18 protein-coding genes and 1 pseudogene are annotated in these 25,299 nt (G+C 63.8%); 10 read left to right on the top strand and 9 right to left on the bottom strand.

The window, feature by feature from the left end; all coding sequences use genetic code 11:
* Positions 1-4: 4 nt before the first annotated feature.
* From ACIPHM_RS08095 to ACIPHM_RS08085, 3 genes are read right to left on the bottom strand one after another with little or no spacing between them, the layout of a single operon-like run.
* On the bottom strand, positions 5-1,507 hold the full coding sequence (locus tag ACIPHM_RS08095; RefSeq protein ID WP_400326641.1) for an ABC transporter substrate-binding protein: 1,503 nt from the start codon (positions 1,505-1,507) through the stop codon (positions 5-7).
* Between the two features lie 43 nt (positions 1,508-1,550).
* Positions 1,551-2,657 (bottom strand): ABC transporter ATP-binding protein, encoded by a 1,107-nt coding sequence (locus tag ACIPHM_RS08090; protein ID WP_400326638.1) that lies wholly within the window; start codon positions 2,655-2,657, stop codon positions 1,551-1,553.
* Positions 2,654-3,682: an ABC transporter ATP-binding protein gene (locus ACIPHM_RS08085; RefSeq protein WP_400326635.1), complete on the bottom strand. Its 1,029-nt coding sequence runs from the start codon at positions 3,680-3,682 to the stop codon at positions 2,654-2,656. The genes ACIPHM_RS08090 and ACIPHM_RS08085 overlap by 4 nt, the downstream gene beginning before the upstream one ends.
* Positions 3,683-3,843: 161 nt before the next feature.
* Between ACIPHM_RS08085 and ACIPHM_RS08080 the strand changes: the two genes are divergently transcribed.
* Positions 3,844-4,713: a LysR substrate-binding domain-containing protein gene (locus ACIPHM_RS08080; RefSeq protein ID WP_400326632.1), complete on the top strand. Its 870-nt coding sequence runs from the start codon at positions 3,844-3,846 to the stop codon at positions 4,711-4,713.
* 141 nt (positions 4,714-4,854) lie between these two features.
* Here the strand turns inward: ACIPHM_RS08080 and ACIPHM_RS08075 are convergent, their stop codons facing one another.
* Positions 4,855-6,189: an MFS transporter gene (locus ACIPHM_RS08075; RefSeq protein WP_400326630.1), complete on the bottom strand. Its 1,335-nt coding sequence runs from the start codon at positions 6,187-6,189 to the stop codon at positions 4,855-4,857.
* 160 nt (positions 6,190-6,349) lie between these two features.
* Here ACIPHM_RS08075 and cyoA point away from each other — a divergent pair, with 160 nt between their 5' ends.
* From cyoA to ACIPHM_RS08050, 5 genes are all read left to right on the top strand, one after another.
* Positions 6,350-7,384, top strand: coding sequence for a ubiquinol oxidase subunit II (gene cyoA / locus ACIPHM_RS08070; RefSeq protein ID WP_400327474.1), 1,035 nt, complete (start codon positions 6,350-6,352; stop codon positions 7,382-7,384).
* 77 nt (positions 7,385-7,461) lie between these two features.
* Positions 7,462-9,453 (top strand): cytochrome o ubiquinol oxidase subunit I, encoded by a 1,992-nt coding sequence (gene cyoB, locus ACIPHM_RS08065; RefSeq protein WP_400326627.1) that lies wholly within the window; start codon positions 7,462-7,464, stop codon positions 9,451-9,453.
* On the top strand, positions 9,446-10,120 hold the full coding sequence (gene cyoC, locus ACIPHM_RS08060; protein WP_400326625.1) for a cytochrome o ubiquinol oxidase subunit III: 675 nt from the start codon (positions 9,446-9,448) through the stop codon (positions 10,118-10,120). Before cyoB ends, cyoC begins: the two co-directional genes overlap by 8 nt.
* Positions 10,117-10,518 carry a cytochrome o ubiquinol oxidase subunit IV gene (gene cyoD / locus ACIPHM_RS08055; protein ID WP_400326622.1) on the top strand — a complete coding sequence of 134 codons (402 nt, stop codon included), beginning with the start codon at positions 10,117-10,119 and terminating at the stop codon, positions 10,516-10,518. Before cyoC ends, cyoD begins: the two co-directional genes overlap by 4 nt.
* A gap of 12 nt (positions 10,519-10,530) precedes the next feature.
* Entirely contained in the window at positions 10,531-11,385 is an 855-nt protein-coding gene (locus ACIPHM_RS08050; RefSeq protein ID WP_400326619.1) for an SURF1 family protein, read from the top strand.
* Positions 11,386-11,471: 86 nt separating this feature from the next.
* Here ACIPHM_RS08050 and ACIPHM_RS08045 read toward each other — a convergent pair whose 3' ends face one another.
* Positions 11,472-12,953, bottom strand: coding sequence for a PLP-dependent aminotransferase family protein (locus ACIPHM_RS08045; RefSeq protein ID WP_400326616.1), 1,482 nt, complete (start codon positions 12,951-12,953; stop codon positions 11,472-11,474).
* A gap of 207 nt (positions 12,954-13,160) precedes the next feature.
* On the opposite strand from ACIPHM_RS08045, the gene ACIPHM_RS08040 reads away from it, so the two are divergent.
* Both ACIPHM_RS08040 and ggt read left to right on the top strand, forming a co-directional pair.
* The gene (locus ACIPHM_RS08040) at positions 13,161-13,820 is read left to right on the top strand and encodes a M24 family metallopeptidase (RefSeq protein ID WP_400326613.1); all 660 of its coding nucleotides are present in this window, start codon (positions 13,161-13,163) and stop codon (positions 13,818-13,820) included.
* Between the two features lie 707 nt (positions 13,821-14,527).
* The gene (gene ggt, locus ACIPHM_RS08035; RefSeq protein WP_400327472.1) at positions 14,528-16,150 is read left to right on the top strand and encodes a gamma-glutamyltransferase; all 1,623 of its coding nucleotides are present in this window, start codon (positions 14,528-14,530) and stop codon (positions 16,148-16,150) included.
* 96 nt (positions 16,151-16,246) lie between these two features.
* On the opposite strand, the gene ACIPHM_RS08030 is transcribed toward ggt, so the two are convergent.
* The 3 genes and pseudogenes from ACIPHM_RS08030 to ACIPHM_RS08020 form a co-directional block, all read right to left on the bottom strand.
* Complete coding sequence (locus tag ACIPHM_RS08030) at positions 16,247-16,891, bottom strand: methionine ABC transporter permease (RefSeq protein ID WP_400326610.1); 645 nt, start codon at positions 16,889-16,891, stop codon at positions 16,247-16,249.
* An 85-nt stretch (positions 16,892-16,976) separates the two neighbouring features.
* A pseudogene (locus ACIPHM_RS08025) lies at positions 16,977-17,777 on the bottom strand (methionine ABC transporter ATP-binding protein); the annotation flags it as partial.
* A 116-nt stretch (positions 17,778-17,893) separates the two neighbouring features.
* Positions 17,894-18,715, bottom strand: coding sequence for a MetQ/NlpA family ABC transporter substrate-binding protein (locus ACIPHM_RS08020; RefSeq protein WP_400326607.1), 822 nt, complete (start codon positions 18,713-18,715; stop codon positions 17,894-17,896).
* 350 nt (positions 18,716-19,065) lie between these two features.
* Here ACIPHM_RS08020 and ACIPHM_RS08015 point away from each other — a divergent pair, with 350 nt between their 5' ends.
* Positions 19,066-20,370, top strand: coding sequence for a serine hydrolase (locus ACIPHM_RS08015; RefSeq protein ID WP_400326604.1), 1,305 nt, complete (start codon positions 19,066-19,068; stop codon positions 20,368-20,370).
* A gap of 167 nt (positions 20,371-20,537) precedes the next feature.
* Here ACIPHM_RS08015 and ACIPHM_RS08010 read toward each other — a convergent pair whose 3' ends face one another.
* Entirely contained in the window at positions 20,538-22,052 is a 1,515-nt protein-coding gene (locus tag ACIPHM_RS08010; RefSeq protein ID WP_400326601.1) for an MFS transporter, read from the bottom strand.
* A gap of 326 nt (positions 22,053-22,378) precedes the next feature.
* Here ACIPHM_RS08010 and ACIPHM_RS08005 point away from each other — a divergent pair, with 326 nt between their 5' ends.
* Positions 22,379-24,457 (top strand): OPT family oligopeptide transporter, encoded by a 2,079-nt coding sequence (locus ACIPHM_RS08005; protein ID WP_400326599.1) that lies wholly within the window; start codon positions 22,379-22,381, stop codon positions 24,455-24,457.
* Positions 24,458-25,299 lie beyond the last annotated feature (842 nt).

Below are 25,299 nucleotides of genomic sequence, written 5' to 3'. Positions count from 1 at the left end.
CCCCTTAGCCCTTGAGGCTCACGCCGCGCAGACGGATCAGGCCGTCCGGATACGCGACAAAGCCCTGCACCTTCTTCGTGAGCACGTACGGCCACGGCTGCACGTACAGATAGAGGATCGGATCTTCGTCGGCCAGGATCTTGTTCGCGGCGTCGTAGAGCGGCTTGCGCTCGGCCACGCTGGACTTCACGCGCGCTTCGTTAAGCAGCTTGTCGACTTCGGCATTACAGTACTGGCCGTAATTCAGATTGCCCTTGCAGGAGACGAACTGGTGCAGGTTGCCGTCGGGGTCCACACGTCCCGACCAGCCGTTGTAGAGCACATCGAAGTCACCGCGATGCGCCGCGTCGAGCGCCGCCGCATAGTCCATCGGACGCAGCTTCAACTGTATGCCCGCCTCCGAGAGCATTGCCTGCAACATCTGCGCCATCTGATTCGAGACCGTGTTGTTGCCGAAGCTCAGCGTCACATCGACCTTCTCGAAACCCGCCGATTTCAGCAGCGCCTTCGCTTTGGCAACGTCGCGCCTGGTCGTCTTGATCGATGCGTCGAAATACTGTCCCGAGTGCGGCAGCGCCTGATTGGCCGGAGTGAAGATGCCGCCACCGATCACCTGATTGATGGCGTCGCGATCGATCGCCAGATCGAAGGCCTGACGCACGCGCTTGTCGCGCAGCGCCTTGTTCGCATTGGGCGCGACGTTGAAGGTCAGGCCGTAGTAGCCCAGCCCGTCGATGGAGACGAAGTTGAGGTTGGCGTCGCGCTTGACCGACTTCACATCCGACGGCGACAAACGCTCCAGCATGTCGAGCGAGCCCGAGCGCACATTGGCCAGACGCACGGTGGTGTCAGGAATCGGCAGGAAGATGACTTTCTGGATCGGATACTTGTCGGCGTCCCAGAAGCCCGGGAATTTCTCCAGCACCACGCGATCGTTCTGCACGCGCTGCACGAACTTGTACGGGCCGGAACATACGGGGTGCGACTGCACGCCGGCGTCATCCGTCAGTGTCTTGGGCGCGAGCATCATGCCCGCACGGTCGGAGAGCGTGGCGAGCAGCGCCGAGTCAGGCGCCTTGAGCACGATATTGACGCTCGAGTCGTCCACGACGTCGACATGATCGATGGAAGACAGCTCGCTCTTGCGGTTGCTCGCCGGCAGGCTGCGCGCGCGGTCGAGGTTGGCCTTCACGGCGCTCGCGTTGAACGGCTCGTCGTCGTGGAATTTCACCCCGCGGCGCAGCTTGAACGTCCAGGTCTTGCCGTCGGCGCTCACACTCCACGAGGTCGCGAGCATCGGCACGAACTTCAGATCCGTGCCGATATCCACCAGCGAGCTGCACAGCGAGCGCAGCACCATGCGGTCGACGACCTGCGAACTGCGCGCAGGATCGAGCGAACCGATGTCTTCCTGCAACCCAATGCGAATGGTCGACTGCGCCATGGCCGAGGCCGCGCCGGTCGCGAGAGCCGTCGCCAGTACAAGATCGAGCAGAACGTTGCGCATGCGTGTGATCCCTTGTGTGTGAGGGTGTGTGATGAAGGTGTGGTCATGCGGCGGCGGTGCCGACGGCTGCGTCGGCCTGTGCTTGTCGCGCGCGATACAGCGCGAGACGTTCGCCCAGCTTGTCGCTCGGCGCCGCGGCCCGCGCAGGACTGGCCCCGGCGCTCTGAATCTCTCGCCAGAAATGGCAAGCGACCTGCCGGCCATCCGGCAGCACTTCGTGGACAGGCTCCTGTTCACGACACGTCGCGCGAGCATGCGGACACCGCGGATGAAAACGACAGCCGGGCGGCGGCGCAGTCGGGCTCGGCAGTTCGCCGCCAAGCGGTGCGCGCTCGCGGCGCAGGTCCGGACGGCTCGCCGGAATCGCTTGCAGCAGCGCCTGCGTGTACGGATGCAGCGGGTTGTCGAAGAGCGCGTCGACGCTCGCCAGTTCGACGATCTCTCCGAGATACATCACGGCCACGCGGTCGCTCATGTGGCGAATCACCGCCAGATCGTGCGCGACCATGATGAGCGTGAGGCCGAAGTCATGCTTGAGCTGCTCCAGCAGATTGATGACCTGCGCCTGCACGGAGACGTCGAGTGCCGAGACCGGTTCGTCGCCGACGATCACGCGCGGCTCGCCGGCCAGCGCACGCGCAATGCCGATGCGTTGACGCTGTCCGCCGGAAAACTCGTGTGCATAGCGTTGCGCGTAATCGGGTTGCAGGCCAACGGTGCGCAGCAGTTCGGCCACGCGCTCGTCGCGGGCGCGTCCGTGCGCGAGGCCATGCAGCGCAATGGGCTCGCCGATCAGTCCGCCCACGGTCATGCTCGGGTTGAGCGACGCAAACGGGTCTTGAAAGATGATCTGGAGCTCGCGCCGAAGACGCCGCATCGCCGTAGCCCCCAGCGTCATGATGTCCTGGCCCTGATAGCGCACTTCGCCGCGCGTCGCGTCGAGCAGCCGCAGCAGCAGCCGGCCCAGCGTGGACTTGCCGCAACCGGATTCGCCCACGATGGCGAACGTCTCCCCCGCCTGCACGGAGAACGACACACCGTTCACGGCATAGACCGTGGGCGCGCGCGAGAAGCCCACGCGATGCCCGCCGAAGTGCTTGGTGAGGTCGCGCGCCTCCAGCAGGGGAGACAGCGAAGATTGAGCGTTCATGCGGGGACCTCTTCACGCGCGGGCGCGGGCGGCGGCGTCAGCGCTTCGACCGGGGCGAGCCAGCAGGCAACCCGATGCGCACCGGACAACGTGCGCTCCGGCGGGACGTCACGCGTGCAGCGCGCTTCGGCAAACGGGCAGCGCGGCGCAAAGCGGCAACCGCCAGGCATGCGCTCCGGCGACGGCACCGAGCCGCGAATCGTCGCCAGCGTGCCCTCGCGTTTGCCGATGGACGGAATCGCGCCCATCAGCCCGATGGTGTAGGGGTGTTGCGGGTCGTCGAAAATCTCGCTGACCGTGCCGTATTCGACGATTCGGCCCGCGTACATCACGGCGACGTCGTCCGCCACTTCGGCCACCACGCCCAGATCGTGCGTGATGAGCACGACGGCAGTGCCGGTTTCGCGTTGCAACGTCTGAATGAGGGTGAGCACCTGCGCCTGGATCGTGACGTCGAGCGCGGTGGTCGGTTCGTCGGCAATCAGCAGCGCCGGCCGGTTGGCGAGCGCCATGGCGATCATGACGCGCTGACGCATGCCGCCGGACAGTTCGTGCGGATAGTTGTCCAGCCGGGTTTCGGGCGCAGGAATACGCACGAGCTTGAGCATGGCGAGCGCCTCGGCGCGCGCGGCACGTCGGTCCAGACCGCGATGACGCCGAATGCCCTCCTCGATCTGATGCCCGACGGTAAACGACGGGTTCAGCGACGTCATCGGCTCCTGAAAGATCATCGCGAGACGATTGCCGCGCAAGTCGGCGAAGTCGCGCTCATCGAGCGCCAGCAGATCCCGCCCTTCGAACATGGCGCGGCCGGCCACGATATTGGCCGGCGGGCTGGGCAACAGCCCCATGAGGGCCAGCGACGTGACGCTCTTGCCGCATCCCGATTCCCCGACGATGCACAGCGTCTTGCCGGGATGCACGGCAAACGAGATGCCGTCGATCAGGTTGGGCGCATCGGGCGCCTTGGAGAATTTCAGCGACAGTCCGGTGACAGCAAGCACCGGCCCAGCGTCTGCGGGCATGGTCATGGGGCGCGTTGTGTGGGTCGGTACTTCTCGATCGTCGTGCCCTCGCGCCCGGCGAACCGGTCATGAGGGCGTTGCATGACACGATTATGTCTCCCACGGATGCAAAGGAAATATTAATATTTCTTTTTCATGCTTAATTTATTTTTAACTTCCAGATGCTCACCTTGCGCATGTTGAAGACCTTCCGGCTCGTGGCACAGACCGGCTCGTTTGCGGCGGCCGCCGAACGCGCGGCGCTCACGCAGGCGGCGGTCAGCCTTCAGATGCGGGGACTCGAAGACGCCGTCGGTCAACGCCTGTTCGACCGGCGCGGGCGGCAGGTCACGCTCACGCGGCAGGGTCGCGAGCTGATTCCCCGCGTCGAACAGATATTGGCGCTGACCGTGGAGCTGAGCGCCACGTCCGTCGACGCCATGCAGGGCCCCGTGACCATCGGCGCCGTGGTATCGGTCATCGGCGCCCTGTCGCTCGTGGTCGCGGAGCTGAAAACGGCACATCCCCGGCTCGATGTGCGCCTCACGTCGGCCCGCTCGGACGAGCTCACCGAGCTCGTCGAACAGGGCGAAGTCGACATCGCCGCCGTGGTCGCGCGCGCCGACGACGCCCGGGTAGACGGTCTGGTGTGGACACCGCTCTACACCGAGCCGATGGTCATGGTCGTGAACCGCGACATCACCGAGGCGGACCCACAGCGCATTCTCGAAGCGCACGCGTTCTTGCGCTTCGACCGGCGTGTTCGCACCGGCCTCGTGGTGGAGCAGGCGTTGCGCGCAGCCAAGCTGAGCGTGACCGAGTATCTGGAGTTGAACTCCATCGAGACGATTGTCGCGCTCGTGCGCAAGAACGTCGGCGTGTCGGTCTTGCCGCTGCTGCATCGTGGCGACTGGCAGTCGGACCCGCTCCTGCGCATCGTGCCGATCGCACAGCCGCCCTTGCTGCGCACGGTGGGAATGATTCATCGCGAACACGATTCGCGCACACACAACATCACGGCCGCCATCGTCGACATGCTGCATGAGGTTTGACACGCGTGAGGTCATGCCGCGATGCGCGTCACGGAAATGACAACGGCGCAAACTGTGTCGCGCCGTTGGGAGGAAACAACATGATGCGTGCGATCGGATGAAAAATCGGATGCGGTCAATCGCGCGTGTTCGTCGGGGGTGTCAGTCGCGTGTCTCGAGTGCCTTGTTGATGCGCAGGGCCACCAGCGTGCAGACGGTGCCCGAGAGCAGGTAGCCGCTCACCGCAATCAGCCCGAACTCTGCCGACAGGCCGAGCGCGACGAGCGGTGCGAATGCCGCGCCGAACAGCCATGCGAAGTCGGTCGTGAGCGCCGCCCCGGTGTAGCGAAAGCGCTGCTCGAAGTTCGACGTCACGGTGCCCGCCGCTTGCCCATACGACAGACCGAGCAGCCCGAAGCCGACCAGAATGAAGATGTCCTGCCGCGTCGAACCGCCGCCCATCAGGAAGGGGGCAAACAGGGCAAAAATGCCGATGAAGATCGCGAAAAGTCCCAAACTGGTCCGTCGGCCGATCCGGTCGGCAATGCGTCCCGAGATGATCGTGCAAATGATCGCGATCACAGCACCGCACAGTTGCACGATCAACACACTATCCAGATCCTGCGTGTTTTGCAGAGAAATCCATGACAGCGGGAACACCGTCACCAGGTGAAAGAGCGCGTAGCTTGCGAGCGCCGCGAACGCGCCGAGAAAGATGTTGTAACCCTGCGAGCGCACCATCTCTCGCGTGCTGATCGGCTCCAGTTGGCCCTCTTCGAGCATGGCCGTGTATTCGTGCGTCACGACCAGACGCAGCCGCGCGAACAGCGCCACCACGTTCACCGCGAACGCGACATAGAACGGATACCGCCAGCCCCACGTGAGGAAGTCGTCCGACTCAAGGCTCCAGTGCAGGAACAGGAACAGCGACGCCGCGATGATGAACCCGATCGGTGCGCCCAACTGCCCCATCATCGAATACCAGCCGCGTCGCTGCGGTGGCGCGTTCATGGCGAGCAGCGAAGGCAGGCCGTCCCACGAGCCGCCAAAGCCGATCCCCTGCACCAGACGGAAGAAGGCGAGCAGCCAGATGGCGCGATCGCCCAGCACCGCGTAACCCGGCAGGAACGCCATGCCGGCAGTTGCCGTGCCAAGCACGAACAGCGCCGCCGTGAGCTTCACGCTGCGCCCCCAGCGGCGCTGCACGCTCATGAACAACGTGGTGCCGAACGGACGCGAGATGAAGGCGAACGAGAAAATCGTGAACGAGTACAGCAACCCATGCAGGCCATCTGCAAATGGGAAAAAGACGTGGGGAAAAACGAGAACCGCAGCGATGCCGAACACAAAGAAGTCGAAGTACTCGGAGGCGCGTCCGACGACCACGCCGACCGCGATTTCCTCGGGCGCGATGCGGGACTTACTCCCGTGATCGTGCGCTGTCGGCGCGGCGGGCACGCCGGGTGGCGTCGGCGATTGATGAGCACTGCTTGACATTATCGGACCCCCTCGCGGATCGGGATGACGATGACACTCGTGCCAGAAAAGCATCGCAGGTATCGCGAGTTGCCGCCATAGGGTTTACCCTAAATTGATGCATCAGAGAGTGCGGTCCATGATGGACCCGGTCTACGGCTACGGTTCCATCGATCGCAGCATGACTTCCCCCAAGTTCCGCCACGGGGTACTTTTACTCCCCGCCTTCGCGCTGCTGTCCGGCTGCAATACCGTCTTGATGTCGCCTTCGGGGGATCTCGCGGTAAGGCAGCGGGACATCATCATCGTTTCCACCGTTCTGATGTTGCTGATCATCGTGCCGGTGATCGTGCTGACATTGCTGTTCGCCTGGCGATACCGGGCATCGAACAAGAACGCCGTCTACACCCCCGAATGGGATCATTCGACGCTGCTCGAACTGTTGATCTGGGCAGCGCCCCTGCTGATCATCATCGCGCTGGGCGCCCTCACCTGGGTGAGCACCCACAAGCTCGATCCGTACCGGCCGCTCGAACGTATCGACGCCAAACGCGAGATACCGCCCGACACCCGTCCGCTCACGGTGCAGGTCGTCGCCATGGACTGGAAGTGGCTGTTCTTCTACCCCGACCAGGGTATCGCAACGGTCAACGAACTGGCCGCGCCTGTCGACAGGCCGATCCGCTTCGAAATCACATCGACGACGATGATGAATTCGTTCTTCGTCCCCGCGCTCGCCGGACAGATCTACGCCATGCCGGGCATGGAGACGAAGCTGCACGCGGTCATCAACAAGCCCGGCGTGTATGACGGCTTCTCCGCGAACTACAGCGGCGCGGGCTTCTCCGGCATGCGCTTCAAATTCCACGGCATGACGGCAGACGAATTCGACGCGTGGGTGAAGCAGGTCAAGAGTCGCGGCGAGAACCTCTCGCGCGACAAGTACGAGGCGCTCGCGAAGCCCAGCGAGTGGGTGCCCGTGAAGTACTACGCCGACGTGCCTCCCGATCTCTACGACGCGATTCTGAACCGCTGTGTGCAGCCCGGGCAGACGTGTCTGAAGGACATGATGGATCAACCCAATCACTCGCATGCCAGCCGGGCGCGCTCGGGTAACACCGACGCGCTGCTTTCCGACGCGATGTGTACCGCGAAGAACACGGTGCAATTCGCATCGGAGGCGCAGCGCGCACCCGGCACAGCGCTTGCGCAGTGATATCCCCGGTGACGCACACTGCGCCCAACCCTCGACAACGATGCGCCTAGTGCGCGAATGATCCCAGGTTCGAGCTTATGGACATCGTCAAGCTGATCTTCGGTCGCCTCACGCTCGAGGCGATTCCGTACCACGAACCGATCCTCCTTGCGACCTTCGCGGGGGTGGCGATCGGCGGCGTCGTCGTGGTGGGCGCCATCACTTACTTCAAATGGTGGGGCTACCTCTGGCGAGAGTGGTTCACGAGCATCGACCACAAGAAGATCGGCATCATGTATGTGATCCTCGGCATCATCATGCTGCTGCGCGGCTTCGCCGACGCCGCAATGATGCGCATGCAGCAGGCGGTCTCGTTCGGCGACAACATGGGCTATCTGCCGCCACATCACTACGACCAGATCTTCACCGCGCACGGCGTGATCATGATCTTCTTCGTGGCGATGCCGCTCGTGACCGGCCTTATGAACTTCGTGGTGCCGTTGCAGATCGGCGCGCGCGACGTGGCCTTTCCGTTCCTGAACAACTTCAGTTTCTGGATGACCACCGCCGGCGCCGTGCTCGTGATGATGTCGCTGTTCGTCGGCGAATTCGCCCGCACCGGCTGGCTCGCCTACCCACCGCTGTCGGGCATTCTGCAAAGTCCGGACGTGGGTGTGGATTACTACATCTGGGCCCTGCAGATCGCCGGGGTGGGCACACTGCTCTCGGGGATCAACCTGCTCGTGACCATCGTGAAGATGCGCGCACCGGGCATGACGATGATGCGAATGCCGGTGTTTACGTGGACGTCGCTTTGCACCAACGTGCTGATCGTCGCCGCCTTCCCGGTGCTGACCGCGGTGCTCGCCCTGCTGGCGCTGGATCGCTACGCAGGCACCAACTTCTTCACGAACGATCTCGGCGGCAACGCCATGATGTACGTGAACCTGATCTGGATCTGGGGCCACCCGGAGGTCTACATTCTCGTGCTGCCGGTGTTCGGCGTGTTCTCGGAAGTCGTCGCCACGTTCTCCGGCAAGCGGCTGTTCGGTTATGCGTCGATGGTCTACGCCACGGTCGTGATCACGGTGCTGTCGTACCTCGTGTGGCTGCATCATTTCTTCACGATGGGCTCGGGCGCGAGTGTGAACTCGTTCTTCGGTATCACGACGATGATCATCTCGATACCGACAGGCGCCAAGATGTTCAACTGGCTGTTCACCATGTATCGCGGACGGATCCATTTCGAAGTGCCGATGCTCTGGACGGTCGGCTTCATGGTGACGTTCGTGATCGGCGGCATGACCGGTGTGCTGCTCGCCGTGCCGCCTGCGGACTTCTCGCTGCATAACGGCCTGTTCCTGATCGCGCACTTCCACAACGTGATTATCGGCGGCGTGATCTTCGGGATCATGGCGGCCATCACCTACTGGTTCCCGAAGGCCTTCGGCTATAAGCTCGATCCGTTCTGGGGCAAGTGCTCGTTCTGGTTCTGGTTCATCGGCTTCTACGTCGCCTTCATGCCGCTCTATCTGCTCGGTCTGATGGGCGTGACGCGGCGCGTGAGCCACTTCGACGATATGTCGCTGCAGATCTGGTTCCAGGTTGCCGCCTTGGGTGCGCTGCTCATCGCCATCGGCATTGGCTGCTTCATCATCCAGCTCGTGGTGAGTTTCATGCGCCGCGAGCAACTGCGCGACGACACGGGCGACCCATGGGGCGGCCGCACGCTGGAATGGTCAACGTCCTCGCCGCCGCCGGTCTACAACTTCGCGTTCACGCCGCTCATCCATGACAACGACGCGTGGTGGCAAATGAAGCAGGAAGGCTTCCAGCGTCCCGAGAACGGCTTCATCCCGATTCACATGCCGAAGAACACCGGCGCGGGCATCATCCTCGCGGGGCTTGCGATGGTGTGCGGCTTCGGGCTCATCTGGCATATGTGGCTGGTGGTGATCGTGGCGTTCGCAAGCCTGCTGGCGGTCGCCATCGGCCACACGTTCAACTATCACCGCGAGTACTACATCCCGGCCGATCAGGTCGAACACACGGAGGCAGCGCGCACGCGACTGCTCGCCCAGCATGTCTGATACGACCGCACCCTTCCCGGCAGGCGGCGCCCCGCTCGGCGCGGGCGCCCACAGCGCTGCCCCGCCGCGCGACGGCGAGCTGAAGTTCATGATGACGAGCGACTACCACCCACCCAATGGGACGTTGCTCGGCTTCTGGATCTATCTGATGAGCGACTGTCTCGTCTTCGCCTGTCTTTTCGCGGCGTATGGCGTGCTCGGACGCAACTACGCGGGTGGGCCAACCGGCGCGGAACTGTTCGAGCTGCCGCTCGTGGCGCTGAACACCACGTTCCTGCTGCTCTCGTCGATCACCTACGGCTTTGCCATGCTGGAGATGCAGAAGCGCCGCCAGCGTGCGGTGCTCGGTTGGCTTGCCGTCACCGGTGTGCTCGGTGCGGCGTTCCTCTCGCTGGAACTGTACGAATTCGCGAACCTCATTCACGAGGGCGCCGGACCGTGGCGCAGCGCGTTCCTGTCGTCGTTCTTCACGCTGGTGAGCACGCACGGGCTGCACGTCACGTTCGGCATCGTCTGGCTCATCACGCTCATGGTGCAGGTCGGCAAGCACGGCCTCACCGCGCCCAATCGCCGCCGTCTGATGTGCCTGTCGATGTTCTGGCACTTTCTGGACGTGGTGTGGATCGGCGTCTTCACGTTTGTCTACCTGATGGGAGTGCTGCCGTGAGCACCCACGACTCGACCCTGCACGATGCCGACGGGCATGACCACGATCACGATCATGACGACGAAGGCCCGCACAGCACCTTCCGCGGCTATGCGACCGGTTTCGTCCTGTCGGTCATTCTCACCGCGATTCCGTTCTGGTTCGTGATGGGCGGGGTGTTCGAGAAATCGAGCACCACCGCGATCCTGATCCTGTTCCTGGCCGCGATTCAGATCGTCGTGCACATGATCTACTTCCTGCACATGAACGCGAAGTCCGAAGGCGGCTGGAACATGCTGTCGCTGATCTTCACCATCGTACTGGTCGTGATCACGCTCTCGGGCTCGCTCTGGGTGATGTATCACCTGAACCAAAACATGATGCCGGGTATGATGCAGGATACGAAAAACCTCCCTTGAACGGCATCTCCCTTGAGTAGCGATCGACTTCACGATTCGGGGGACGCACAGCGTCCCCCGCGCGCTTCCGGCGCCCCTTCCTCCCCTTCCGCCCTCCGGCTGGTCATTCTCGGCGTCATCACGCTGGTACTGATTACCGTATTTGCGTCTCTCGGCACGTGGCAGTTGCATCGCCGCGCGTGGAAGCTCGACCTGATCGAGCGCGTGAATTCACGAGTGCATGCACCGCCGTCCGACGCCCCGACGCGCGCGCAGTGGGCATCCGTCAATGCGCAGGGTGACGAGTATCGCCACGTAACGCTTACCGGCACGTACCAGTTCGAGCGCGACACGCTCGTGCAAGCCGTGACCGATCTGGGCGGCGGCTACTGGGTGCTCACGCCGCTACGCACGGCAGACGGCGGTGAAGTGCTGATCAATCGCGGCTTCGTGCCGCCGGGCTGGAAGGAATCGGTGCCGCCGGCGCCTGCGGGTGACGTCACGGTGACCGGCCTGCTGCGCATGCCCGAGCCGGTCGGCGGTTTCCTGCGCAAGAACGTGCCGTCGGAGAACCTCTGGTATTCGCGCGACGTTGTCGCCATTGCGGCCGCGCGCGGGCTCAACGAGGCCGATGTCGCTCCGTATTTCGTGGACGCCGACGGCAAGCCGGGCGCAAGCGCGAATGCGAATGCGATTACCAACGACGCCGAAGCGGTGACCGGCAAGGCGCAGGCACAGGATCGCGACTATCCCGTGGGCGGCCTGACCGTGGTGCAGTTTCCGAACAACCACATGAGCTACTTGCTGACGTGGTACGCGCTCGCGATCATGTCGGCTGTGGCCGGCTGGTTCGTCATCCGGCTCGAACTGCGCAAGCGTTCCGACTAACTGACGATTAAGCGACGCCCAAGCGACAACCAGGCGCCGCCAACGCTCGGACGCATCCGCCGAGCTTCGCTCTGTCCGACGCGAAGCTATGCCGCGGCGATGGCGATGGCGATGGCGATGGCGATGGCGATGGCGATGGCGATGGCGGCGGCAATGCGCGTCGCGATCTCCGGCAACCGCGCGTCTTCCAGCGCGGCGTAGCCGAGCACCAGCCCGGGGGGCCGCGCCTGCGCCCGGGTAAACTCCCCGAGTCCCTCCACGAACACGCCCTGCTCGCGCAGCGTTGCGACGAGCGCCACCTCGTCCACGTGTTGGGGCAGCCAGAGCACGCAGTGAAAGCCCGCGTGATCGCCGGTGATCCGGCATGGCGTCGTCATCCGGGCGCGCAGCGTTTCCAGCAACAGGTTGCGACGTCGCAGATACACACTGCGCGAGGCGCGCAAATGCCGGGCGAAATCGCCCGCGTCGATATAGGTCGCCAGCGCCATCTGCTCGATGAGGCTATTGGCGCGACCCGACGCAGAACGCTGCCCCGCAATGCGCGCGAGCAACGTGGCGGGCGCCAGCAGATAACCGATGCGCAACGACGGAAACAGCGACTTGTTGAAGCTGCTGCAATGAATCACGCGACCCTGCGTGTCGATGGCCTTGAGCGCCGGCAACGGCGCGCTGCCGTAGCTGAACTCGCTGTCGTAGTCGTCCTCGACGATCCACACGTCGCGCGCCGCCGCCCACTCCAGCATCTGCATGCGGCGGTTGATCGACATTGTGGTGCCCAGCGGCGCCTGATGGGCAGGCGTGACGTAGGCGATGCCCGCGCGTCCCGCCCCGGCGCGCCCGGCCGCTTCCACGTCGAAACCTTCGTCGTCGACCGGCACGCTCACACAGCGCTCGGACGGCGCGCGCACCAGCGTCGCCAGGTTCTTGTAGCCGGGATCTTCGAGATAGAACGTGGTGGACTCGTGCGTCAGCACTTCCGTCACGAGATCGATCGCGTGACGAATGCCCGTCGTCACCACAATCTCGGCAGCGTTGCATGCAATGCCGCGCGTCATGCGCACGTAGCGGGCGATGCTCTCTCGCAACGGCAGATAACCGCGCGGGTCGGTGTCGGCCAGCAGCTCCGGCGTGACGGCACGCAGCGCGCGATTCATATGCTTGCGCCAAACGGGAAGCGAGAACAGCGCGGCGTCGACCGAGCGACCGGTCTTGAGCGCGAGCGATGCGGCGCTCTCCGGCAGCGGTTCGTTCGACGCGAGAACGTGATGAGGCCCGCCGGGCGGGCTCATCGTACCGGACAGATCCGCGAGCACTTCCGTACCCGCGCCCACGCGACTCACAACGTAGCCTTCGAGCGTCAGTTGCTCGAAAGCCAACTCGACGATACCGCGCGACACGCCCCACCGCTCCGCGAGCGTGCGTGTGGAGGGCAGACGGTCGCCGCGTTGCAACTCCCCCGCCACGATGCGCTCGCGCACGCAGCGGTAGACCCACGCCTGACGCGTCTCCTTCTCATGACGGTCCGCAAGCGGCAATTCGAGCGATTGGCTGAGGTGACGTCGGCGCATTGGGCGGCTGGGCGAGGAGGTTTCGAGGAGCGTTTGCACCGCATGCCACGACATGAGCCATGCAAAGTGGCCCAATCGCGACCGCGACAAATGGCGCTTCGAATTATACAAGTTAGCCCATATACTCGATCGCCATGACGTCTGTTGCAATGGATGGAACGCGGCAGACGCCCCCCCAAAGTCAAAATAATCAGCGGAGAAGATTCGATGGAGTTGGCACAACGCGAAGCGGTCGGCGCAAAATTCAGCGCCGCGGCCATGCAACGGGCGCAAGCACTCACGTGGGACGCGACCGAGAAGATCGCCGCCCTCATCAAGCCGGGCATGCGCGAATCCGAAGCCATCGAGGCGAGCAAGGCGCTGCTGGGCACGCTCGGCATGGACCGCATCTGGCACCCGGTGCTGATTCGCTTCGGCGAGAACACGTTGCGCACCTTCAGCGAACGCAGCGAGAACGATCCGGTGCTCGGCGACGACGACATCTACTTCATCGACATCGGCGTGGTGTTCGGTGCGCACGAAGGCGATTGCGGCTTTACGCGCACGACCGGCGCCGACCCCGAGATGCAACGCTGCGCCGACGACGCGAAGCGTCTGTTCGACATCGTTCAGGATCACTGGCGCCGCGAAGGCGTGAGCGGTCAGGCGCTGTACGAATTCGCGAAGGCGCAAGCCCAAGCCTTGGGCTGGGTGCTCAACCTGGACATCAAGGGCCATCGCGTGAGCGACTTCCCGCACGCCATCTACAAGGCCGGCAGACTTGCCGATCTGGCCGACACGCCCAGCGGCGGACTGTGGATTCTGGAAATCCAGATCGCGCACCCCACGCGCGCGTTCGGTGCGTTCTACGAAGACCTGCTTGTCTGATGATGTGATCGTCTGATCTGGACGGCGTCGTCAGCGACGCCGTGTCGTCGCGGCATCGGCCCCGCCGGGGCTGAAAAAATACTCAACACGTAGTTCAATCTCTCTCAACACTCGCTTCGCGATGACTCGCTTTACGCGAGGCGTTCCGTTTGACCTCCCCCCTGCTCGCCCGAACACTGCGCACATGACAGCGTGGTGACAGCGCAACACCCTCCGGCGGATTCTCGACTTTTCCTGATGTTTCGCGTCGAGATCCCTTCGTTTCGACGAACAAACCTCGCCACACATCCGACCCTAAATAGGAGCAAGTGCGCGCCGGCGAAGGCTTGCGAGCACTTTCGCGAATTGTCCAGAGCCACTCGATCACGTGTCGTGGCCCGTCCGCCGGACTTTTTGCGCATCTTTCCCCAATTACCCGTTATGCGGTACCGTTCGCTCAACGACGGGATTTTTCCCAACGACATTCAGCAGCGGAGACATCCCCCCGGAACGGTGCCATGCCGGCACCCGTGCGAGGGCGAGCTGCCCGTCGCGTGCCCGTCGTCATGCGCAGTTGAAGTCCCTCCTTTTATCTCGCTTACGACAAGAACCACAGATCGACGATGAAAAACCTGCCCCCCTCCAAAGCGCTCCTGGCCGTCGCCTTGAGTTGCGCACTGTTCAACGTTCACGCGGCATCGCAGGCGCCGGTTGGCGCCGAGAACGGCATGGTCGTGACGGCCCAGCATCTCGCGTCGAAAGTCGGCGTCGACGTGCTCAAGTCCGGCGGTAATGCCATCGACGCCGCCGTTGCCGTGGGTTACGCCCTTGCTGTTGTGTACCCCGCGGCCGGCAACATCGGCGGCGGCGGCTTCATGACGATTCAGCTCGCCGACGGCCGCAAGACGTTCCTCGACTTCCGCGAAAAGGCCCCGCTCGCCGCCACGGCCAACATGTATCTCGACAAGGACGGCAACGTCATCAAGGGCGCCTCGACCACCGGCTATCTGGCCGTGGGTGTGCCGGGCACCGTGTCGGGCATGGAGTACGCGCGCGAGAAATACGGCACGAAGACGCGTCAGCAACTGCTCGCCCCGGCCGTCACGCTGGCCGATAAGGGCTTCGTGCTCGATCAGGGCGACGTCGACATGCTGTGGACGTCCACCAAGGACTTCGAAAAAGATCGCGCCAACTCGGGCGCCATCTTCCTGAACAAGGGCCAGCCGTTCCAGCCCGGCGAGCGCCTCGTGCAGAAGGATCTCGCACGCACGCTCAAGCTCATCAGCGCCAAGGGCACCGACGGCTTCTATAAGGGTGAAGTCGCCGACAAGCTGGTGGCCTCGATGAAGGCAGGCGGCGGCATCATCACGCAGGCCGACCTCGATCAGTACAAGACCCGCGAACTCGCGCCGGTCGAGTGCGACTATCGCGGCTATCACGTGGTGTCGGCCCCGCCCCCGAGCTCGGGCGGCGTGGTGATCTGCGAGATCATGAACATCCTCGAAGGCTACCCGATGAAGGAGCTGGGTTATCACTCGGCACAGGGCGTGCACTACACCATCGAGGCCATGCGTCACGCGTACGTCGACCGCAACAGCTATCTCGGCGACCCGGACTTCGTGAAGAACCCGATCGCCCAGTTGCTCGACAAGAACTACGCAGCCAAGATTCGCGCAGCGATCAACCCGCAAAAGGCCGGTATCTCGCAAGAGATCAAGCCGGGGGTGCCGCCGCATGAAGGCAGCAACACCACGCACTACTCCATCATCGACAAGGACGGCAATGCCGTATCCGTCACCTACACGCTCAACGACTGGTTCGGCGCGAAGGTCATGGCCAACGGCACGGGCGTGCTGCTCAACGACGAAATGGACGACTTCACCGCGAAGGTGGGCGTGCCGAACATGTACGGTCTGATCCAGGGCGAGGCGAACGCCATCGGCCCGGGCCGCCGTCCGCTGTCGTCGATGAGCCCGACCATCGTCACGAAGGATGGCAAGCCGGTCATGGTCGTGGGAACGCCGGGTGGCAGCCGCATCATTACGGCAACGCTGCTCACGATGCTCAATGTGATCGACTACGGCATGAGCCTGCAGGAAGCTGTCGATGCACCGCGCTTCCACCAGCAGTGGATGCCCGAGGCGACCAACCTCGAGCCGTTCGCCCTGAGCCCGGACACGCAGAAGATCCTGGAAAGCTGGGGCCAGAAGTTCGCAGGCCCGCAACCGGCTAACCACATCGCGGCGATTCTCGTCGGCGCCCCGTCGCTCGGCGGCAAGCCGATCGGCAAGAACCGTTTCTACGGCGCGAACGATCCGCGTCGCAATACGGGTCTCGCACTCGGGTATTGACGGAGGATCCGATCCGGACGATGTCCGGGTCCGTCCGAATAGGAAATGGGGCCGCTCGCGCGGCCCCATTTTTTTGTGACGTGTTCCCGAGCAGGTTCAGCGGCGATGATCGACACGGCGTGCGAGCCGCTCTCCGCCGAACTGCACGAGCGTGACCAGCGCCACGAGAATCACGATTACGTTGAACATGACGCTCGTCTCATAGCGCTCATACCCATAACGCACCGCGAGATCGCCCAGACCGCCCGCCCCCACGGCGCCGGCCATGGCCGATGCACCGACCATCGCGATCACCGTCACCGTCGCGCCGCCGAGAATCGCGGGCAACGCTTCAGGCAACAGCACATGGCGCACGATATGCCAGCGGCGGCAGCCCATCGCCCGCGCTGCCTCGATCAGGCCCGGGTCGATTTCGCGCAGGCCGACCTGCGTCACGCGCGCGAAGAACGGAATCAGATGGACGGCGAGCGGCACCACGGCCGCCCACGTCCCCATCGTCGTGCCGACGATCCAGCGCGTGACCGGCAGCAGCGCCACGAGCAGGATGATGAACGGCACGGCGCGAAACAGGTTCACGACGATCGACAGTGCCCGGTTGAAGCGTGGTCGCGGGGCCAGGCCGCCCGGCGCGGTCATCACCAGCACGACGGCCAGCAGCATGCCCACCGCGAAGACGATGGCGCATGCACTCGTGACCATCAATAACGTTTCGCCGAGCGCGCGCAGATATTTGTCGAGCATAAGGTGTGTCTGAGGGTGTCCGGGGGATTCAATGGGCGTGCGCTTGCTTGCGCGATGCGCGTTGCTCGACACGGCCCTGCCAGGCGTGTTGCAACGGCCGCAGCAACGCGCGCGTGGCTTCGGCCTGCGGATTCGCGAAGACGTCGTCGACCGGGCCCAGCTCGGCGATGCGTCCCTGATCGAGCACCAGCACGCGGTCGCAGGCCTGGTGAATCACGCCCATGTCGTGGGTGATGAGCACGACCGTCAGGCCGAATTCGCGTTGTACGTCGCCGAGCAGCGCGAGAATGGCATCGGTCGTCTCGGGATCGAGTGCGGACGTGGCTTCGTCGCACAACAGGACTTCAGGGCGATGCACCAGCGCGCGCGCAATGCCCACGCGCTGCTTCTGACCACCCGAGAGCATCGCGGGATAGGCGTCGGCCTTGCCCGACAGTCCCACGAGCGACAGGAGTTCGTTCACGCGCGGCGCGATCTGTGCTTTCGGCACGCCCGCTACACGCAGGGGCAGCGCAACGTTCTCGAAGACGGTCTTCGCCGACAGCAGATTGAAATGCTGGAAGATCATGCCGACGCGCTGGCGCAGCCCGACCAGCGCGTCTTCGCCGAGCGATGCCACATCGACACCGTCCACCCTCACATGGCCGGTGCTCGGCAACTCGAGCGCGTTGATCGTGCGCAGCAGCGTGGACTTGCCCGCGCCGCTGCGGCCGATGATGCCGAAGCTCTCCCCACGCTGCACCGCGAAGGAGATGTCCTGTAGCGCGGCGCTCGATGCCCCGGGGTAAATCTTGCCGAGCCCGTCGAACGTGATATGCGCGACTTCGCGCGTCGCGGCGGTCGGCAAACGGGTGATGGGCGCCGTGGAAGTGTGACGGATAGTCATCGCGGGTTCCTCGCTGGTGACGTGTTGCGTATGACCTATTACCTGTTGCGTATTGCGCCGACGCGCCCGCCGTGGCTTGCCGAAGCGGGCGCAGGGTAAGTGCAAGGTGAGCGCGATCAGAACGCCGGGACGACCGAGCCCTGGTACTTCGTCTCGATGAACTTGCGCACTTCGTCGGACTGATAAGCCTTGACCAGCGGCGCGACCCACGGCGCGTTCTTGTCCTTCTCACGCACGGCGATGATGTTGACGTACGGATTGTTCTCGCGCTTCTCCACGGCAATGCCGTCGCGCGTGGCGATCAGACCGGCCTGATAGGCGAAGCTGTTGACGATGGCCGAGGCGTCCACGTCCGGCAGCGAGCGCGCCAGCACGACCGAAGCGCTCTCGATGAACTGGAGCTTGCGCGGATTGGCCGTCACATCGGCCAACGTGGCGGTGCCCGTGTACGGATCGAAGCCGTCGCGCAATTTGATCAGTCCGTGGTCGCGCAGAATCACGAGGGCGCGGGTCTGATTGCTCGGATCGTTCGGCAAGCCGATCTTCGCGCCTTCCGGCAGCGATTCGAGCGACTTGTATTTCTTCGAGTAAAAGGCGATGGGCGAAATCAGCGTGTCGGCCACCGGCACGATCTTGTAACCGCGCTGCTTGACCTGATCGCGCAGGAAGGGAATGTGCTGGAACGAGTTGGCGTCGAGGTCGCCATTGTTAAGCGCCTCGTTCGGGCTCGCGGTGCCGCTGACCACCACCGGCTCGACGTTCAGGCCGCGCGATTTCGCGACCTTCGTGACCACTTCCCAGATCTCTTCGTCAACGCCCCCGCGCACACCGACCTTGAGCGGCTTGTCGGCCGCGTGCGCCCCCATCGTGCCGAGCGAGCCGATGGCCAATGCGAGCGAGAGGCTGCCGAGCAGACGAAACAATTGGCGGCGTTGCATGAAGAATTCCCCTTGATGTTGGTATGGGTGGCGCCGATTCAGGCGAACGCACAGTCTAGGAAGCCGTGCGCGGCAGCGTCCAATAACCAATTGCGCAAAGCTAATTTGCCGTGCGGCGCAGAGCTTTCGCACACCGAAGGTTCTTCACTTGTAACTTTTTGTAATACGTCCACCGAAAACTCAGGAACTCCTCGCTGTCGTGCCGTCCAACGGGTTTCCCCGTGTATTGCGCCTGTGCCTTGCGTAGCCGCTGTCGCTGCGTGAGGCCGTTTTTTACTCGCTGGCGTGAATCGGCGAATCGTCCTGCCGCAAGGTTTTTCACAACCCTCTCACTACGGAACCGCGCGAAGATGTCTGCCCTGTGGTACCCGCTGCTCAGCCCGTCCCTGCCTCGTCTCTACCGCCTGTCGCCGCGCGCGATAGCGCTCGCTCGTCTGGTGCTCTTCGGCCTGACGCTGCTTATCGCAGGGTTGCCGGTGAGCGACGCCCTCGCCGCCAATGCGCATCATGCGAGTACGGGCAAGCGCCGTCACGACGCCGTCAAGAAGAAGAAACCGGTGGCGAAGCCGTCGACGAAGGCCTCGCAGCGCAAGTCGACGGCAGCGAGTCGTTCGCGCAAAGGAACGGCGAGTCAGGCGACCAAGGCACGCCCGGCACGTTCGGCGCGCTCAGGCCATAAGGCGACGCCACCGCGTCAGGCAAAGGCCGCGAAGTCGACCGCCAAGCGTTCCCCGACGGTGGCCAGGCGCAAGGCGGTGCCGAAGGCCGGCGTCGCCGCCGGGGCTGCGGCCGCAACCGCGACTACCGCGAATGCAGCGGCAGCAGCGACAGCCCCAGCGGCGACGTCGCGCCAAGTCAGCACGCACGCCAAGCCCCAATTGCTCGCGCGATGCGGCTTCACCCCGGTGTCGCGCAAGCGCCTGTTCTCGAAGGCGGTCTATATCGTCGACGAGAAAACCCGCACGCCGCTCTTCGCGCTCAACGCGGATCAGGTGCGCCCTATCGCGTCGCTCTCGAAGCTGATGACCGCGGTCGTCTGGCTCGATAGCGCCCCAACGATGCGGGCGCCGCTCTCCGTCACGAACGCGGATCTCGATACGCTCAAGTTCACGCATTCGCGTCTGGCCGTGGGCTCCACGCTCTCCAGTGCCGAGATGCTGCACATCTCCCTGATGGCCTCGGAGAATCGCGCCGCGGCGGCGTTGAGCCGCGATTATCCGGGAGGACGCGCGGCTTTCATCTCCGCTATGAACGCCAAGGCGCGCTTGCTGAACATGCCCAATACCCGCTTCGAAAACGCAACGGGACTCTCGCCGCGCAATGTGTCGACGGCGCGCGAGCTGGCGCGTCTGGTGCGCGCATCGAACCGCTATCCGCTCATTCGCCGCTACTCCATCGATCGCCAGCAACTGGTGAGTACGGGCAAAGGGCAGTTGCAGTACGTCAACACGAATCGGCTGGTGCGCTACGGCAAAGTGGACGCCAGCGTGCAAAAGACGGGCTTTATCAATGAGTCGGGACACAACATGGTGATGCGCATGATGGTGCACAAGCAGCGTCCCGTGATCGTGACGATGCTCGGCAGCGACACGCCGGAAGGCTCGCGCCTCGACGGCGTGCGCATCGCGCATTGGCTGTCGTGTTCGTTGCAGTGAGTGACTGGCGTATCGGCGCGCGCGGCAGGCACCCTGCCATGCCCGCAGGCGCCGCTCCGTCAGAACGATGCGGGCCCGCGCAGGAACCTCAGCGAATCCGATCGAGCAACGCCGACGCCTGACTCGCGGCGGCCAGCGCCGATGCTGCCGCGAGCAACGGGTGCTGGTTAGCGCGTACGCGCGTGCCAGCGTCCCCAGATCGCCGTGGCGAACAGCAGCAGCGCACCTGCACCGATCACGGCATCGAAGCCGTGGTTGAAGGCCGCACTCGACAAGGTCCTGAGCGCGTCGGCCGCCGCGGGCGGCAGGTGCTCGGCCACCCGTTGCGCTTCGTCGAGACTGTCGCGCACGGCGTCCGGCAACGTCGCCACTTGCGCGACGTCCATCGCGCGGCCGTAGACGAACGTCAGCAAGCTGCCCATGAACGTCACGCCGAGTGCGCCGCCGAGTTCATAGGAAACCTCCTCGACCGACGCCGCCATCCCCGCCCGCTCGGGCGGCGCGCTCTGCATGATGGTGCTCGATGCGGCGGTCATCGTCGCACCGACGCCAGCGCCGAGTGTCGCCAGCGCCAGCGCGGACCCCATGAACCCCGCGTCGCGCAGGAAGAGATAGCCCGCCATGCCGAGCCCCGACATCGTCAACGCCATCGCCAACATGCGCGCGCTGCCCATGCGCGGCAACATGCGCCCGGCGATCGGTCCGGCCACGAACGCCGCCAGCGACATCGGCATGCTGGCCAATCCGGCCTCCAGCGGCGAGTAGCCCAGCACCAGTTGCAGACGCTGACTGAACACCAGTTGCATGCCGATCAATGCGGCGGCGGCCATCAGTGCGGCCGCCACGGCCCCCGCGAACACCGAATTGCGGAACAGCGCGAAGTCGAGCAACGGATGGGCGCTGCGTTGCTGACGTCGCACGAACGCCCACAGGAATACCCCTCCCACGAGCATCGCGATGCCGACCGGCGCCCAGTCGGGGGACGATTTGCCGGCGCTCTTGATCGCATACGTCACACCGATCAGTCCGACCATGAAGAGCAGCGACCCCAGCCAATCCCAGGGTTGAGTCGACGTCGCAGCACGCTTCGGAATCAGCCACCAGGCGATCGGCAGCGCGACGAGCACGATCGGCACGTTAATCAGGAAAACGGATCCCCACCAGAAATGCTCGAGCAATGCGCCGCCTACGATCGGCCCGAACGCCGCACCGCCCGACGCGACCGATGCCCAGATGCCGATCGCGAGCGCCTGCTCGCCGGCGTCGGCAAAGGTCAGGCGAATCAGCGAGAGCGTCGCCGGCATCATCATGGCCGCGCCAACGCCGAGCAAACCGCGCGCGACGATGAGCACATTGGCGCTCGGCGCGAACGCTGCGGCAAGCGACGCCACACCGAAGACCATCAGGCCGGCGAGGAAGAGCTGCTTGTGACCGAGACGGTCGCCGAGCGTGCCCATGCCGAGCAGCAGGCCCGACACGACGAGCGCGTATGCGTTGACGATCCACAGCTTGGCGCAGGCCGTCGCTGCAAGATCGTGGGTCAGACGAGGCAGTGCCGTATAGAGCACCGTCATGTCGATCACGATGAGCAGCAGCGCCACCGACACGATAGCCAGCACCAGCCAGCGACGTGCGCTGCTCGCATGAGGTACCGGATGTGTTGAGGTATGCAGACTGGACATCGGAAAGCTCCTTTCCTGTTGCGCGCGAATCCCGTTTCCCTGGCGGGTTCGCGCGCTCACTTTGTTTCAGGGAAAACCCGCATAATCCCATCAGTAAATCGATTAAGAAAAGTTGGATTCCATCGAGTAACGAGATGGATGTGACGGACATTCGCGGTTTGGGTGCGCGGGGCGGGGATAGTAAGGCGCTGGGGTATTGCACGGCGTCAAAGGGTCAGATTCGAACGGTCGTTCTAGTACTGCCGTCAAGACTGGCGGTGCACCACGCGGGCGCATACAATCTGCGCCACATTCCCACTGGGCGAAAAATCCCCCCTGATTCGTACATGGCATCTCATCCGACCCGAATTCCCGACGCCGTCACGCTTCCCGAACTGACGGTGCGCGGCATGATCCTCGGCGCGCTGATCACTGTGGTGTTCACCGCCTCCAATGTTTACCTCGGCCTCAAAGTCGGACTGACGTTTTCATCCTCCATCCCGGCCGCCGTCATTTCCATGGCGGTGCTGCGCGCGCTGCGCGGGGGCAATATCCTCGAGAACAATATGGTGCAGACGCAGGCGTCTGCGGCCGGCACACTCTCGTCGATCATTTTTGTGCTGCCCGGCTTGCTGATGATTGGTCACTGGCAGGGCTTTCCGTTCGGCCTGACGCTCGCGATCTGCGCATCGGGGGGCATTCTCGGCGTGCTGTTCACTATTCCGCTGCGGCGCGCGATGGTCGTCGACAGCGATCTGCCGTATCCCGAAGGCGTGGCGGCGGCGGAGATTCTGCGCGTCGGCAGTGAGGGAGATGATGCGGCATCGTCGGCCAATGGGAAGGATGAGAAGGCATCGTCCGGCAATGAGGCAAGCGGTGTGCGCGAGATTGCCTTCGGCGGCATCGTCTCCGCCCTGTTCGCGTTTGCGACGGCCGGGCTGAAGGTGCTCGGCGAGAGCATTACCGCGTGGATTCCCGCGGGCGCCGCCGTCTTCCGTCTGACGACTGGTTTCTCGCTCGCGTTGATCGGTGCCGGCTATCTCATCGGCATTGTGTCGGGTCTGGCGATCCTGCTCGGCGTGGTGCTCACGTGGGGTATCGCCGTGCCGGTGCTGACGTCCATCACACCGAATCCCGATGGCTTGGCGATGGCCGCGTTTGCCAACGGGCTCTGGCAACACAAGGTTCGCTTTATCGGCGCCGGTGTCATTGGCGTGGCCGCGATCTGGACGCTGATCACGCTGGCGAAGCCGATGGTCGACGGCGTGAAGACATCGTTCGCCGCATTGGGCAAGTCGCGTGGCGCGCGCGGCCAGGACGGCAAGACGTTGGGACGCACGGAGCAGGACCTGTCGCCGTTCTGGGTGATCGGTCTCACGCTCCTGTGCGTTGCGGTGTGGGTCGTGACGTTCGGCGTGTTCCTTGCGGACGCACCGTTGTCGTTCGGCGGCATCGCGACGTTGGTGGTTTGCAGCGTGGTGTTCGCGGTGGTCTTCGGCTTTCTGGTGGCGGCCGCTTGCGGCTATATGGCGGGACTGGTGGGCTCGTCCGCCAGCCCGATCTCGGGCATCGGGATCGTTGCCGTGGTGCTCGTCTCCTTGCTGATTCTCAGCGTCAGCCAGGCGAGCGGATTGCTCGATACCAGCGAAGGTAGCAAGCTCGCGATTGCGTTGGCGCTCTTCACGACGTCGGCCGTCATCGCCATCGCGACGATCTCGAACGACAACCTTCAGGATCTGAAGACGGGCTGGCTGGTCGGGGCGACGCCCTGGCGTCAGCAGGTGGCGTTGCTTGTCGGGTGTGTCGTGGGTGCTGCGGTGATTCCGCCTGTGCTGAACCTGCTTTACAACGCGTATGGATTTACGGATGCGTTGCCGCGTCCGGGGATGGATCCGTCGCAGGCACTGTCGGCGCCACAGGCAATTCTGATGACGGCGATTGCCAAGGGCATCTTTACGCACAAACTCGACTGGTCGATGCTCGGCATCGGCGCGGTACTCGGTATGGCGTTGATCGCTATCGATGCCGCGCTGGCCAAGCGAGGCGGTGTCGCACGCGTGCCGGTGATTGCTGTCGGTATCGGTATCTACCTGCCGCCGACGATTGGTTCGGTGCTGGTAATCGGTGCACTGCTAGGGTGGATCGCGCAACGCGTACTCAAGGCGCGTGCGAAGGCGCAGGGCAAGGACTTCGGCCCGTTTGCCGAAGCGGCGGAACGACGCGGCGTGTTGCTCGCATCGGGCCTGATCGTCGGTGAGAGTCTGGTGGGCGTGGCGATGGCGATGATGGTCGGCTTCACCGGTTCCGATGCCCCCCTGGCGATTGTGGGCAGCAGCTTTGCGCCGACGTCGGAATGGCTCGCCCTGGTGGTGTTCGCAGGCATCTGCGTGGTTATCGTTCGCCGGGTGCTCTCCACGACGCGCTAAAGTGCGGCGTGAAAGCCCGATGATGTCTTAGGTTCAGGTTGTACGCATTACCCTGTGAGTCGATGGATGCCGATTTGGCGTGCGTCGGCTCACAGCGGCCCTCCGCGGTTCTTCCCTGCCCGTCACCGTCACCTTGTATGCCCGATCAGGACATTGCGCGATACAAAGTCGCCGGCAACCGTCTCGTCTATCCTGCATCAACTGCGTGAGCCTATGCCCACGCCGGCCAGGTAAGCAGACAGTCGCGCCATCTAGATCGAGCATCGTGCATCTCCAGATCGCCAAGCGCGTGATATTGGAACCCTCAGCACTACCGCTTTCGACCCACTGCGAACTTGCACCGAGCGAGTCATTCACGCCGAGTGATTAACGAGCGATACCCCACATCGCGTCCACTGCGATCTGCGCTCCCGCTTTCGAGTCCCTAAAGGCACTTCTTCTGAACCAACGGCAGATGAGCGAATACCATGGATCGAGCTACCGTCGACTCAAATACGCATCTGCTCCGCGAGCGCGCTGAATCTGCTCCCAGGAATACGAAAAACAGTGATGCAGATGCGCACGGTGCCAGCATTCAGCGATGCGCCGAGGGTAACGGCTATCAATTTAGGTACGCATATCTGTCAGCGAACGCGCCAAGTCCACCCAGAGGGTACGAAAGGCCGATGGTGCAGATACGCAATCCACAACCGTCCCAATCAAACCAGTTCGGACCCGCAATCTACTAGCGTAGCGAGCCGAACTTCACCCCAGAGCGTGAAGAGCCAGCGGTGCAGATACACGATCCACAACCGTCCTAATCGAACACAGAGGTAACGGCCATCAAGCGCTAAACCTGCCGC

Source organism: Pandoraea sp. NPDC087047 (assembly GCF_044745225.1).
In the GTDB taxonomy this organism is placed as follows: Bacteria; Pseudomonadota; Gammaproteobacteria; order Burkholderiales; family Burkholderiaceae; genus Pandoraea.
Note: the sequence above shows the minus strand (reverse complement) of the source record. Positions and strands in the feature narration are given on the sequence as shown.